Annotated in this window: 11 protein-coding genes and 1 tRNA gene; 7 read left to right on the forward strand and 5 right to left on the reverse strand. The window is 56.9% G+C overall.

What is annotated here, in order from left to right; all coding sequences use genetic code 11:
- Positions 1–201 precede the first annotated feature (201 nt).
- Together Z946_RS0119555 and guaB are read right to left on the reverse strand one after the other, a co-directional pair.
- Positions 202–1,359 (reverse strand): RsmB/NOP family class I SAM-dependent RNA methyltransferase, encoded by a 1,158-nt coding sequence (locus tag Z946_RS0119555; RefSeq protein WP_025057402.1) that lies wholly within the window; start codon positions 1,357–1,359, stop codon positions 202–204.
- 51 nt (positions 1,360–1,410) lie between these two features.
- The gene (gene guaB, locus Z946_RS0119560) at positions 1,411–2,859 is read right to left on the reverse strand and encodes an IMP dehydrogenase (protein WP_025057403.1); all 1,449 of its coding nucleotides are present in this window, start codon (positions 2,857–2,859) and stop codon (positions 1,411–1,413) included.
- Positions 2,860–2,994: 135 nt separating this feature from the next.
- On the opposite strand from guaB, the gene speB reads away from it, so the two are divergent.
- The 5 genes from speB to Z946_RS0119585 all read left to right on the forward strand — a co-directional run bounded on the left by speB (position 2,995) and on the right by Z946_RS0119585 (position 8,373).
- Positions 2,995–3,954: an agmatinase gene (gene speB / locus Z946_RS0119565; protein WP_025057404.1), complete on the forward strand. Its 960-nt coding sequence runs from the start codon at positions 2,995–2,997 to the stop codon at positions 3,952–3,954.
- A gap of 117 nt (positions 3,955–4,071) precedes the next feature.
- Entirely contained in the window at positions 4,072–5,130 is a 1,059-nt protein-coding gene (locus Z946_RS21205) for a COG3904 family protein (RefSeq protein ID WP_025057405.1), read from the forward strand.
- Between the two features lie 236 nt (positions 5,131–5,366).
- The gene (locus Z946_RS0119575; protein WP_025057406.1) at positions 5,367–7,415 is read left to right on the forward strand and encodes an ASKHA domain-containing protein; all 2,049 of its coding nucleotides are present in this window, start codon (positions 5,367–5,369) and stop codon (positions 7,413–7,415) included.
- Entirely contained in the window at positions 7,412–8,260 is an 849-nt protein-coding gene (locus Z946_RS0119580) for a class I SAM-dependent methyltransferase (RefSeq protein WP_025057407.1), read from the forward strand. The genes Z946_RS0119575 and Z946_RS0119580 overlap by 4 nt, the downstream gene beginning before the upstream one ends.
- A gap of 39 nt (positions 8,261–8,299) precedes the next feature.
- Positions 8,300–8,373, forward strand: a tRNA-Gly gene (locus Z946_RS0119585).
- Positions 8,374–8,425: 52 nt separating this feature from the next.
- Here the strand turns inward: Z946_RS0119585 and Z946_RS0119590 are convergent.
- From Z946_RS0119590 to Z946_RS0119605, 3 genes are all read right to left on the reverse strand, one after another.
- Entirely contained in the window at positions 8,426–9,244 is an 819-nt protein-coding gene (locus Z946_RS0119590) for a hypothetical protein (RefSeq protein WP_025057408.1), read from the reverse strand.
- Positions 9,245–9,247: 3 nt separating this feature from the next.
- Positions 9,248–10,810 carry a hypothetical protein gene (locus tag Z946_RS0119595; RefSeq protein WP_025057409.1) on the reverse strand — a complete coding sequence of 521 codons (1,563 nt, stop codon included), beginning with the start codon at positions 10,808–10,810 and terminating at the stop codon, positions 9,248–9,250.
- A 288-nt stretch (positions 10,811–11,098) separates the two neighbouring features.
- Positions 11,099–12,718, reverse strand: a complete 1,620-nt coding sequence (locus Z946_RS0119605; protein ID WP_025057411.1) for a long-chain-fatty-acid--CoA ligase — start codon at positions 12,716–12,718, stop codon at positions 11,099–11,101.
- A 132-nt stretch (positions 12,719–12,850) separates the two neighbouring features.
- On the opposite strand from Z946_RS0119605, the gene Z946_RS0119610 reads away from it, so the two are divergent.
- Both Z946_RS0119610 and Z946_RS0119615 read left to right on the forward strand, forming a co-directional pair.
- Positions 12,851–13,333: an acyl-CoA thioesterase gene (locus Z946_RS0119610; protein ID WP_025057412.1), complete on the forward strand. Its 483-nt coding sequence runs from the start codon at positions 12,851–12,853 to the stop codon at positions 13,331–13,333.
- 4 nt (positions 13,334–13,337) lie between these two features.
- A complete protein-coding gene (locus tag Z946_RS0119615; protein WP_025057413.1) occupies positions 13,338–13,784 on the forward strand; it encodes a GNAT family N-acetyltransferase in 447 nt (148 codons plus the stop codon).
- The last annotated feature ends 7 nt before the right edge of the window (positions 13,785–13,791 follow it).

The following is a 13,791-nucleotide window of genomic DNA, read 5'->3' on the forward strand; positions in this document are numbered from 1 at the left end:
CAGAAACACACCAATCGCAAACGTCCACCTGATCCGGCGCGCCGTTTCGGCGGATCTTAACGGCTTCCACTGTGGGGCGGCACTGATCTCCGACAAAGATATTCCCTTCTGCTTGCGCGAATCGTCCGCCAGTAACGCGCAGAAAAGGTTAATCAGCGTATAATGGGTATGCTCTTTTCCCGCTTTGATTGAGAATACATCTTACAACCCACGTATCAAGTGTGCTGTGAAAAAGCCGTCTCCGTCAGCACCGACCGCAAAACGCTGCTCAAAAGAACAGCTCCAGTCTGGGTGCCGCTTAAGAAACGCGGCGACACGCGCTTCGTTCTCGCAGTGAAGGACGGAACAGGTCGCAAAGACCAACGCACCAGCCGGTGCCAGCAGCCTTGCCGCCTGATCGAGAATATCATCCTGAACCGTCGTCAACTCGGTCAAACGGTCCTGCGTGAGTGTCCATTTCGCTTCGGCTGACCGGCGCCATGCACCTGACCCCGAACAGGGCGCATCACATAACACCACGTCATAACCGCCCTCTAGATCCTCGCTGGCCACGGTCTTGATCTGGACTTCGGCACGTTCCGCGCGTGAGGCGATGTCCTGCATACGCCGCGGATCAATGTCGTGGGCTGTCACAGCCCTGTCTGGCTGGGCCGCAATCGCGAGCGCTTTGCCACCGCCTCCGGCACAAAAATCAAGCACGCGTCTGCCTGTCGGCAAAGCGCTGACCACTGCTTGGCTCGCACCGTCCTGAAGCTCCACCAGACCTTCGAGATAAGGCTGTGAATTGCGTATTTTCCGCGCGCCCTCAATTACCGTCAGGGCAGTGTCGCAGATCGGATTGACGGATGCCTCGATCCCTTCCGATGCCAAAGCCGCGATGGCATCGTCTCTGGAAATACGGGCCGCATTCGTCCGCAAAAACACGGGCGCGCGTTCTTGCAGCGCCAGCGCTGTGGACATCGCAGCGGGACCAAGGCTTTCGTCGAAATGGGGGATAAGCCAGTCCGGCAGGTTCATCAGAACGGCCGTATCGCTTGGCATCTCGGGGACCATTCTTTCCTGCTCGCTTAACGGGACGGGAGAATGGCCTTCACCGGAAAAGAGCGCATCGAGGTCAGCCTGCTGAAGCCGCAGCGCCCCGATCATCAGGGCGCGCGGTGTCTCGCCCTGCCCCATGTGCGCGGTGGTGCGCCTGCACCTCAGGACGTCAAAAACATGATCGCGGATGGCAGCACGGTCTTTGGAGCCTGCAAAACGGCTGCGCCTCGCCCACCGGGTCAACGCCTGTTCTGCTGCAAGCCCGTCCGTCATGTCGGCCAGAATTTCAATCGCAGCAGCGACGCGTGCACCGGGTGTCATCGTTTACATACCTGTTTAAGAGTGAGGCTTAAGTCTTTGGAAAAACTGAATTTACCCTACACGGTAGTTCGGGCTCTCGCGCGTGATTTGTACGTCATGCACATGGCTTTCCTTCAGACCCGCACCAGTGATTTTCACAAAATTGCAGTTCTTGCGCATCTCGGCGACGGTCGCACAGCCGGTGTATCCCATCGCGGCGCGCAAGCCGCCAACCAACTGGTGAACAACGGCACCTGCACTGCCTTTGTAAGGGACCTGCCCTTCGATGCCTTCGGGGACCAGTTTGTCACTTGCGGCGTCTTTCTGGAAATATCGATCGGCCGATCCGCGTGCCATGGCACCGAGTGAGCCCATGCCCCGATAGCTTTTAAAGCTGCGGCCCTGATAGAGGATTACCTCACCGGGGGACTCGTCCGTACCTGCGATCATCGAGCCGACCATCGCACAGGACGCTCCCGCTGCAATTGCCTTGGCAAAATCGCCCGAGAATTTTATGCCTCCGTCGGCAATCACCGGCACGTCCCCGGCGGCTGACGCGCAATCCATGATCGCGGTAAGTTGTGGCACGCCCACACCTGCGACCATGCGCGTTGTACAGATGGAACCGGGTCCGATGCCGACCTTGATCGCATCGGCACCTGCATCAATCAGTGCGCGCGTCGCCTCGCCTGTCGCTACGTTGCCTGCCACAACCTGTACTTCATTGCTCAGGCTTTTGGCGCGGGTCACCGCATGTGCCACCCCTTCGGAGTGACCATGCGCGGTGTCGATCACAATCATATCTACCCCCGCCTCGACCAGCGCCTGACTGCGCTCAAAGCCTGCATCACCAACGGTTGTCGCAGCGGCCACGCGCAATCGGCCCAGAGTGTCCTTGCAGGCGGTCGGGTTCAGCACCGACTGTTCGCTATCCTTCAGTGTCAGCAACCCGGTAAGTTTGCCGTTGCCGTCCGTTACCAGCAGTTTCTCGATCCGACGCGCTTTCATCAAACTCAGCGCTTCGGCGCGGTCTGCAGGCTCGTGCAGAATGGCAAGGTTGTCGTTTGTCATCATGACCTTGACCGGTGTCGCGTCATCGGAGGCAAAGCGCATATCGCGGTTGGTCACGATGCCGACAACGCGGTCGTTCTCGTCTACCACCGGAAAGCCCGAAACGTTGTAGCGTTCTTGCAGGGCTTTGGCGTCGGCCAGCGTCTGGTCAGGTGTCAGCGTAATCGGGTTATACACGATCCCGCTTTCAAAGCGTTTGACCCTGCGCACCTCGCGGGCCTGTTCGTCTACTGTCAGATTGCGGTGAATAACGCCCATGCCACCGGCCTGCGCCATGGCGATGGCCATACGGCCTTCGGTCACAGTATCCATGGCCGAGCTCAAAAGCGGGATGTTCAGCGCGATGGCTTGGGTCACATATGTGCGTGTATCTGCGGTTGATGGCAGTACCGAGGACGCTCCCGGAACAAGCAACACATCATCAAAGGTCAGGGCCTCACGAATCTCCATTTTGCACCTCTGGCTTATGGCTTCATTTGGCAAGTTGCTATCTCATGGACGCTTAAGGATGGAAAGGGGCATTCGCCGCTTGCGCTTGTATTGGCCCGCCCTTTGAACAAGGTTGATCACAAAAGGGAGAAAGATATGGCAGATCACGGCTATGACGCAGGGCGGTTGAACCTGCCGTTCGTGGGCATCTCGACCTTTGGCAAACGCCCCTATGAGCCGGATTGGGCGGCGCTGGACGCGGATGTGGCGATCCTTGGCGCGCCTTTTGATGCCGGTACGCAATATAGATCGGGTGCACGGTTCGGCCCGCGCGGTGTGCGCGAGGCTTCGACCCTTTTCAGCTTCGGACACGCGGGCGCCTACGATCACGAAGATGATGTGACCTATCTGCCGGGGGACGTGAATATTGTCGACATTGGTGATGCCGACATCGTTCACACCGATACCGAGACCAGCCATGCCAATATCGAGACAGGCGTGCGTGCAATTCTGGACGCAGGTGCGCTTCCTGTGGTCATTGGCGGCGATCATTCCATCAATATCCCCTGCATCCGCGCATTCGACGGACAGGGCGACATCCACATCCTGCAAATCGATGCGCATCTGGACTTTGTCGATGTACGTCATGGTGTGCGCCACGGCCACGGCAACCCGATGCGGCGCGCAGCAGAGCAGGAATACGTCACGGGGCTGACGCAGGTAGGTATCCGCAACGTGAGCTCTACCGCCAAAGAGGGTTATGACGATGCGCGGGCGATGGGGTCGGACATCATATCCGTGCGCCAATCCCGCGAGATGGGCGTCCGGGGTGTGCTGGGCCATATCCCCGCAGGTGCGCGGCTTTATGTAACCATCGACATTGATGCCTTCTGCCCGTCAATCGCTCCCGGCACTGGCACACCGTCGCATGGCGGCTTTCTGTACTACGAGGTGGTAGAGCTGCTCCAGGCCGCCGCTGAACGTCACGAGATTGTTGGTATTGACCTGGTAGAAGTCGCACCTGATTATGATCCGTCCGGCTCTACTACGATCCTCGCGGCACAGGTGCTTTTGAACTTTCTCGGTTTCATTTTTCACGCCCGCAGTCAATTGTGACGCTTCGCGTGCTGGGATCAATTCAGGTTTTTGGTCGAAAGTGCTCAATGGCGGCAGAGCGCCCAAAGTAAGTTAATGGTTGTATTTTGTTCGTCTACTGGTTCAAGGTTCAGAACCTTGCCGTGGTCGAAGATTGAAGTATTGCTGTTTATAAAAACAATTGCTGTAATTTTCCTGATAGGGATAACTACGTGGGTTTGCCCAAGCATTGCAGAGGCAGAAGTTGCTCTCGTAAGCCCTGTAACCCTGCGAATAAGCGGTGAAATAGACGCGCAGACAGCTAAGGAGTTCGCGGACCTCGTGAGCAATCATCCAGACGTTCGCACTGTCGAACTAGATAGTCCGGGGGGCTTGGTTTATGACGCACTCGAGATTGCAAACCATATTGCAGCATCCAACATAAATACTTGGGTTAGGTCTTCGAGCCGCTGCGCCTCAGCCTGTTCAATTATCTTTTTGGCTGGCCAGCTACGAGTGGCGGATGGAAAGCTCGGAGTACATCAGGTTTCGGGGGTTTACGACCCATCAGCGACGCAATCTGTGATTGCAGATATATATAGTTCGCTGACGAAGTTTCGCACCCCGGAAAAGCTAATATACATCATGCTACGCACTCCGCCGGACGACATGTACTTCTTTGCGCCGAGAGAGCTTGATGAATATGGAATAAATATTCGTGTAGGAGATGCTGCGGCGTACGAGCCACCCCACCTTCAAGTTTTGACCAGCCAACTATACAAAGATTGGTTAGTTGGCACATTTTTGAACACGCATACGCAACAACCATTTTTTGCAATGGAAAGTCGCGCTATGAACCCGGTCTTTCGTTTGGTTCATTACCCGAACAGAAATGTTACGTTCTTCGAAGTTATTTGGGATAAGCCTTTTCAAAATCAAGCCCAAACACAGTTGAGATTTCGCTTCCATAGGGGAGACGAGCAACCCTATGATGCATGGGTCAGGGTAAGCCAAGACAACAATGGTTTCTATGCGGATATACCGTCCAGACGAAATGCTGGAGAGGCCGTCGATCTGTTTCTGGCTGCATTCCTTTATGGAACATCTCTCAGTGTCTCAGATTTCTCAGGAGCACCCTTGGCAGCATTCAGCCTCATGGGCACAAAGAGACTTTCGAATGTCTTCACAGACCTCATAGATCAAGCTCATCGAAATTAAGGCCCGAAGTATCCGGCGAGTGAGATATCCGAGCCGTGCGCTGCGAAACATGCTGTAGTCGCATTGGGCGGCTTTGTCCGCAAACCTGCCCTTGTAGCTCCCTCATCATCATCATGAATATTTCGACCCATACATACCGCCATAAATGACGGTAAACCCTCGTTTTTTGCCGCAGTCCGGCTGTCACGCCCGCGCACCTGCGCTATGTTGGGCAAAAGACCATTGGGAATCCGTCAATGAGCAGTGATCCACTCGTTATCTTCACCCCTTCCGGCAAGCGCGGACATTTTCCGACAGGAACGCCGATCCTGACCGCTGCACGTCAGCTCGGGGTTGATCTTGATTCCGTTTGCGGCGGTCGCGGGATCTGTTCCAAATGCCAGATCACGCCCAGTTATGGCGAATTCTCCAAGCATGGGGTCACGGTCCATGATGATGCGCTGTCGGAATGGAACAGTGTGGAGCAGCGCTATCAGGACAAGCGCGGGCTGAAAGCCGGCAGACGGTTGGGCTGTCAGGCCACTGTGAAGGGCGATATCGTGATCGACGTGCCGCCAGAAAGTCAGGTGCACAAACAGGTCGTGCGCAAACGCGCCGAAGCCCGCGACATTGTGCTGAACCCCTCGACCAAGCTCTACTATGTCGAGGTTGCCGAGCCGGATATGCACGACCCCTCGGGGGATCTCGAGCGTTTGCGCATGGCTCTGGCGAAAGAGTGGCAGCTGGACAATGTAACGGTCGATTTGCCCATCCTGCAAAAGATGCAGCCGGTCCTGCGCAAAGGGGGCTGGAAAGTCACCGTGGCGATCCATCTGGGCGACGATGAGAGCCCCAACCGGATCATGCATATCTGGCCGGGGTATTACGAAGGTACTGTTTACGGTCTGGCGGTCGATCTTGGCTCTACCACCATCGCCGCGCACCTTTGCGATCTGGCAACGGGCGAAGTTGTCGCCTCCTCCGGTGTCATGAACCCGCAGATCCGGTTCGGCGAAGATCTGATGAGCCGCGTCAGCTATTCAATGATGAACGACAGCGGTGCTGACGAGATGACCACCGCCGTCCGTGAAGGCATGAATGGTCTGTTCAGCCAGATCGCGTCAGAGGCAGGCATTGACAAGCAGCTTATCGTGGATGTGGTTTTCGTGTGTAACCCCGTGATGCACCACCTCTTTCTGGGTATCGACCCGTTCGAGCTGGGTCAGGCACCTTTCGCGCTGGCCACGTCGGACGAAATGCGACTGAGGGCTGCTGATCTGGAACTGAACATACATCCCTCGGCTCATGTCTATCTGTTGCCTTGCATCGCGGGCCACGTCGGTGCTGATGCTGCTGCTGTGGCGTTGTCAGAAGCACCGGACAAATCCGAAGACCTCGTGCTGGTTGTGGATGTGGGCACCAACGCGGAAATCCTGTTGGGCAACAAGGATAAGGTTCTGGCCTGCTCTTCGCCTACCGGCCCTGCATTTGAGGGCGCGCAGATTTCATCAGGTCAACGCGCGGCGCCCGGTGCCATCGAACGGGTCGAGATTGATCCGGTCAGCAAGGTGCCGCGATTCAAGGTCATCGGCAGCGATCTTTGGTCCGATGAAGACGGCTTCGAGGCGGCGATTGCGACCACCGGCGTCACAGGCATCTGCGGTTCAGGCATCATCGAAATGGTCGCTGAAATGCGTATGAATGGGATTGTGGATGCGCCCGGCCTGATTGGCACGTCCGAGCAGACAGGGTCGGTCAATGTTTTCGCCGACGGACGCACGAATTCCTATCTCGTCTATGATGGCACGTACAAAGGCGGACCCCGCATTACCGTGACCAACCGCGACATACGCGAAATCCAGATGGCAAAGGCGGCGCTCTATTCCGGTGCGCGCCTGCTCATGGATAAGTTCGGTGTGGAAAAGGTGGACCGCGTGGTTCTTGCCGGTGCTTTTGGGGCGCATATTTCGACCAAACACGCCATGGTTCTGGGCATGATCCCCGATTGTCCGTTGGACAAAGTCACCTCTGCCGGCAATGCGGCCGGAACAGGCGCGCGGATCGCCTTGCTCAACACCGACGCGCGCACGGAGATTGAACAGACCGTGCGTGCCATACATAAGATCGAGACCGCGATCGAGCCGCGTTTTCAGGAGCATTTTGTGAATGCCTCTGCGATCCCGAACGCGGTCGAACCTTTCCCTATCCTGAATTCGATCGTCACCCTGCCCACCGCGACCTTCAACACCGGCGGCAGCGGCGATGGGGGCGAAACAGGCGGGCGGCGCAGAAGGCGGCGTGCATGAGCGGACCAAACAAGGATCAGGAAGATTTCTGGCGCGACCAAGCTGGGCATATCTGGGTAGATCAACGTGCTGCGATGGATGCGGCTCTCGCACCGGTGCTTGACCTTGTGTTGGACCACGCGCGTCTAGGATCGGGAGAGCGTGTACTCGATATCGGCTGTGGTGCCGGGACAAGCACGTTGGCCGCGGCTGAGCTGACCGGGAGCGATGGTGGCGTCTGCGGCCTTGATATCTCCCAAACTCTGCTGGATGCCGCAATGGTGCGGGCCGACGCACATCCTCAGGTTTCCTTCGCACTTGCCGATGCACAAACCCACGGCTTTGAGCAGGCTGCAACAGACTGCGTACTGTCCCGCTTTGGCGTGATGTTCTTTGACGATCCCACAGCTGCTTTTGCAAATTTGGCCTCTGCCCTGCGCCCTGATGGACGGATGGTCATGGCAGCGTGGGGGGCGATTGGGCAGAACCCCTACTTCACCATGCCCGCCGGTGTCGCGAAAAACCTGTTGGGCCCGATCCCCAAAAGCGATCCCGATGCCCCCGGCCCTTTCGCGTTCCGTGAGGCCGAGAGTGTGATCCACATTCTGGCCAACGCCGGTCTGGCAGATGTCTCTGTAATACCAGTGGATTTGGCGCTTACGCCGCAGGGAAATGCGCAAGAGGTCGCTGCACTCATGTGCCAGATTGGCCCTGCGCAAAGCGCGTTGAAGCACCACGATGCCGACACGCCGACCCAACGTGCGATGCAGGACGCTTTGGCACTGGCTTTGCAGGACTTTGTGACACCTCAAGGGATCCGCATCCCTGGCCAGATCAATCTGATCACCGCCCGCAAACCCGCTTGACGGCATCCCCGCTGGGCCCTATCCCAAAACCTCAGGCGCGCGGGTATGGTGAAAAGGTATCACGGCAGCTTCCCAAGCTTTAGTTACGAGTTCGATTCTCGTTACCCGCTCCAAAACTCCGATATCCTTCACATCAATGACCAGAATGCCCGTCTTCCTGACCGCTCAAGCCTCACTCTGCTGCACCATCTTGAGCCTCGCGGCCACGCTGATTGTCACCCGTCCGGTCAAGGCGGTAAGGGAGCTACGCTCGATCGACATCGGGCCGCGCAGGCTTGCGGGCGGGAAAATGATCCATGTTTCATCATCCGTATTTGTCATCACGCTATAGGGTTGCGCGTCGCGGGCGGTGTTTTCAACGCAATAGAGGATGCTGAGCACGCCGGACGCCACCGGTGATGTCATGGCCGAGGCGATTGAGGTCGCGTCGAGTGTGCTTGCGCCAAGCGCCTCCAGGCCGGCTATCACCTTTTCCGGTTGTCCATTGGAGGCAAGCGCGTTGATCCCGTTGAGATGCTCAAGCGTCGTGTCGATCCGCGTGCCCGCCTGCACTGGCAATCTTGCCGTGCCCAGAAAGGCGGCGCTTGCAGCGGCGGCGGCTGTGATGTCAACGTAGGCAGTCAGCTCAAACATGCCGTCCGCGTGCCTGACCATACCGACAAGCGTGTCATCCTTGACGTGTACGGTCATCCTGCGCACGCCATCCTCCGCTTTTCGCTCTGACATAAAGACCAGCGCAGGGTCTACAAGCGCAAGCACCATCTCGGTGAGCGCTTGATCCAGAGTGGCCCCTTCGCCCGGAACCTCGACCAGCCAGTTTGCTGCAGCAAGCCGTTCTGCGCCGCTCGCGTACCATTTATTCGGATCAGCTTGCGCGGTGGCGGCGGGCAAAAACGGATCACGGCCCCATCCGACGATATCGGCGGTGTTCGCGTAGGAAAACAGATAAGCCAGTTCAGAGGCATGCAATCGGATCGCGGTCATGGTTTACCCCCAGATAAAATTGGCAACAGCATCAAGTTTCTCCCTTGCGGCTTCCTCGATCAGACGCGCTTCGTTCATCGCCTCATCGTAGGTCTCGACAGCGGCAGCCTCCGCGCTCTCGATCCCCTCTTGCACCGCGTCGCGCACGCCAAGTGCATCGGCTTCGGCCTGCCGGACAAGGTCGGTAAGGTCGCGCTCCGCCTGGTCGACCATCGCTTCCGCTTCGCGGCGGTATTCTTCTGCGGTATCGCTCAGATCCTGCCTTGCATCATCTGCGGCGTTGATCAATTCATCCGCGATGTCGGCAGCCTGATCATAGACAGCATCAAGTTCCTTATCGATCTCGACGAGCGCCGCGTCCATACGCACTTCGATGTACTCATCCCCTGCTTCAAGGGTCCAATAGACGACTCCGCTGGCCTGCCCCGTAAGTGGAAGAAGGCCTTTCCCAAGATCGAAGGGGACCATCTCGAGCACAGCGGTCGCGCATGCTTCAACCGGGTTATCGCGGTAATTATATCCCGGTCCCTCGTTGTGGAACGATTTCAGGTAACCGGCGGCGTCATGCACTGTCCCATGCAGGGCCACAGGGTGGTCAGGGTCCAGATGGGGAGAGTCGTAGCCATCATATTCTACTGGTCCGACTGCAAACCCCGGAATGAGCTGGTTCCCCGGCCCCACAAGACCGCCAGTGGGACTTAGCAAAGCGCCGAACACTTCATGGATGCCAAAGGCTTCGCCCAACACCTTGCCGAACATCAACTGGCTGCGTGAGGCACCGAACTCCGGGTGCTTTTCAGGATCCAGCTGTTCCATATCGCCGGCACAGTTTTCCTTTCCGATCAGTTCCTGTTGCTGTCTCAGTACCAGAAAACGGGTGTAGCTGGTATCAAGTTCAACATTGGACGGCGGATCGCCCACGATGCTCGACAGCTGAACCATCACTTCGGCCCGGCGCGGCCCGGTTACACCTTTGTCGATCTCTGCCATCAGTTTTCTGAGGTCGGGACTGCCCTCTCCGGGAATTGGCGCGACGGCTAGTTCGTTCATGTATTCTTCGCTGAAAAGGTCCGCAGTATCGCCTTCGATAAGGCTGACATCCGCAAGCTCTTCGGGCGACAATTCGGCGAGCATATCGTTCTCGCGCATCTGCTTATGTAGCTTGATGAATGTGGTGACCATCTGCGCAAGCGGGCGGATATGATCCAGCGCTGCTGCAAAATCCTCGACCTCTACCGTTTGGTCAACCGTTGCAATGCCATCGAGAATATTCTTCTTGTCGGCTGATAATTCGTCTTTCTCACATTCCGATATCTCTGGCAGATGCGGTTCGATCCCCGTACGCAGCCGTTCATACTCGGCCTTGTTGGTCTCCCACGCAGTGCGTGCCTGTGCGATGATATCCTGAACGGATGTGATCTTGCCCTCGACGCGGTCGATTTCGACCTGTTCTTCTGCATCAATTGTGCCGTCTTCCATCGCTTCGGTACGCAAAGAAAGCAGTTCTTTTTGCAAGGTCGGGACCAGTGCTTCGGCCGCGCGGATAGTTTCAATGTTTGAGGCCATATGGACAGGTCCCCCGGTTATTGATGTTTAAAAATGTCGTATCGTCTAAATGAAATCACGGTAGGCCGGGTTTGAAATAATTGCAACGGTCCCGCGTTCGGGACTTGCGCGGCTTACCAACGAGCCTGCCGTCAAAAGCGCAAATGCGACTAAATGCTGTTGGGACAAATTTGTTTTGCTTTTCGAACCGATGGCATCAACACAATCGGATTGCCGCGATTGCCGCGACGAGAAATACCGCCGCAACAATCGCCAGAGCTTGCGGCCCACAGAGGGCCACCATGTATGTTAGCCTATCAGAACCTCTCCGAATTCTTCTCGCAGGTTCCGCTTGAGCACTTTGCCCGTCGCATTGCGCGGCAGAACATCCGTAAAGACCACGCGATCCGGCACCTGCCATTTGGCGATCTTGCCGTCAAAGACGCTCAGGATTTCATCTTCCGTCGGGTCTTCGCCTTCGCGTTTAACGGCAACCAGAACGGGCCGTTCGTCCCACTTTTCGTGACGTGCTCCGATTACAGCAGCATCCGCCAGCTTTGGGTGCGCAATGGCGATGTTCTCAAGCTCAACCGAGCTGATCCATTCCCCGCCTGATTTGATGATATCCTTGGAGCGGTCCTTGATCGTGACATATCCATCCGGATCCATCGTCGCCACATCGCCGGTATCGAACCAGCCGTTTGTCAGCGTTTCGTCGGTTGTCTTCTTGAAATAGGCGTCCAGAATCCAGTGCCCGCGGGTTACCAGATCGCCCTGAGCCTCCCCGTCATGTGGCAGCGGATTTCCGTCGTCATCGAGGATTTCAAGCTCGACGCCAAAGACGGGCCGACCCTGATTTTCGCGCAGGCGGTGCTGTTCTTCCTGAGGAAGATCGCGGTGCTTGGCGAGTGGTTTGTTCACAGAACCCAACGGCGACATTTCCGTCATGCCCCACGCATGCACTGTATCGACGCCGTATTCCTCGCGGAAGGCGGTAATCATCGACGGCGGACAGGCAGATCCGCCGACAACGGTCCGCTGAAGACTTTCGAGCTTGCTGCCGATCTTTTTGGCCTCGCCCAACAGGCCCAGCCAGATCGTGGGTACGCCCAAAGCGATAGTGATTTTGTAGGTGTCGATGAGGTTCACCAAAGACGGACCATCGAGCCCCGGCCCCGGCATTACCATGCGCGCACCGGACATCGCACAAGCATAGGGTGCGCCCCATGCGTTGACGTGGAACATCGGCACAACAGGAAGCACTACGTCAGAAGCGGAGATACCAACGCTGTCGGTAAAGTTGACGCCAAAGGAATGAAGGACAGTCGAGCGATGGGAATAAAGCACGCCTTTTGGATTTCCGGTGGTGCCAGAGGTGTAACAAAGGCTTGAGGCTGTGTACTCGTCCATGTCGGGCCATGCGTAATCTGCATCCCCGTCCGCAAGCAGGTCTTCGTATGCGATGATACCCGGTAGCGTATCGGCGGCGTCACCCAACTCGGCTTCCATCAGTACGATGTGATCCAGATGCTCCAGCTTGTCGCGGATCGCGGCAACCAGCGGTACAAACGTCTTGTCGATGAACAAAACCTTATCTTCGGCGTGGTTCAGGATATAAACCAGCTGCTCTGGGAACAGACGCGGGTTGATCGTGTGGCAGACAAATCCGCCGCCAGAGACACCAAAGTAAATCTCAAGGTGGCGGCGGTTGTTCCATGCGATTGTGCCGCAACGCGCCTGCGGCTCCAGCCCCAGTTTGGTCAGCGCAGAGGCAAGCTTGCGGGAATTCTGCCCCACCTGCCCCCATGACGTCTGCTCAACACCGCCGCCGGTATTGACGGAGTAAATCTCGCCGCTGGAATGATAGCGTTCGGCGTGCGTAATCAGGCTCGAAATCAAGAGCGGTTGCGACATCATTTGGCCAAGCATTTGGGTCCTCCTCGGGGTCTTTAACGACTTTTGGTTTTGCGCAGAGTGAACAATGCCGCGCGGTCTTGCAAGCGGCAGGTGATGAACCTAACGTCACCCGGACAGAAATCTTAACGATTGCAGGAAGCTTGCATGTCGCTTGTCTATCTCACACCGCTCAGCCCCTCTCAACAGGCGGTTGAGGGTATTGATCCGGTGCAGCCTTTGGCAATTGCAGACCGGGTTCGCTACTCCGAACTTGATGTGCTGAACCACGTGAACAACAAGGTCTATATGGAATGGTTCGAGCGTTTGCGCGTACTCTACGGTCAGGCATGGGGCATCACCAATCTGGGCAATGACGGCCGGACGCCTCGGACGGTAATCCGGTCAGGATCCATCCACTTTCGCGAAGAGATCAAGATGGATTCGGATTACATCGCCACCTGCCGCTGCACCGCATTCCGCACGACCTCCTACACGCTGGCGCAACAGATCTGGTCCGGTGGGACACTGCGCGCGACGTTTGACTGCGTGATGGTGCTGCTTGATGCGCAAAGCCCGACAAAAGTACCGATCCCGCAGGCAATGCGTGACCGGTTTGAAATCATTGATGGCGCAAGCTTTGAAGGATGACAAAATGAGTGTGAAAATACGCAGCGTGGCCGCAGAGGACCGGGCCGAATGGGACGCGCTTTATCAGGGCTATGCCACCTTTTACAAAGTAGACCAGACGGCAGAGATGCGCGACCGCGTATTTGGCTGGTTGATGGATGAACAACATACCAGCAATGGCTTGGTTGCTGTAGACGGTGCTGGCAAGCTTATTGGCCTCACGCATTACCGCCCTTTCGTGAGCTGTTTGGGTGCAAATACCAATTGCTTTCTGGATGACCTTTTTGTCGATCCGGCAGCACGCGGTTCAGGTGCTGCGGATGCCCTCATTAAAGGCGTGGCCGAAATTGCGCAGAGCAACGGCTGGGGTAAGGTCCGCTGGATCACCGCAGACGACAATTACCGTGGACGGGGTGTTTACGACAAACTCGCAACGCGCACGATGTGGGTCACATACGACATGCCGCTCTGACAGCAGG

Source organism: Sulfitobacter noctilucicola, from assembly GCF_000622385.1.
Classification (GTDB): Bacteria; Pseudomonadota; Alphaproteobacteria; order Rhodobacterales; family Rhodobacteraceae; genus Sulfitobacter; species Sulfitobacter noctilucicola.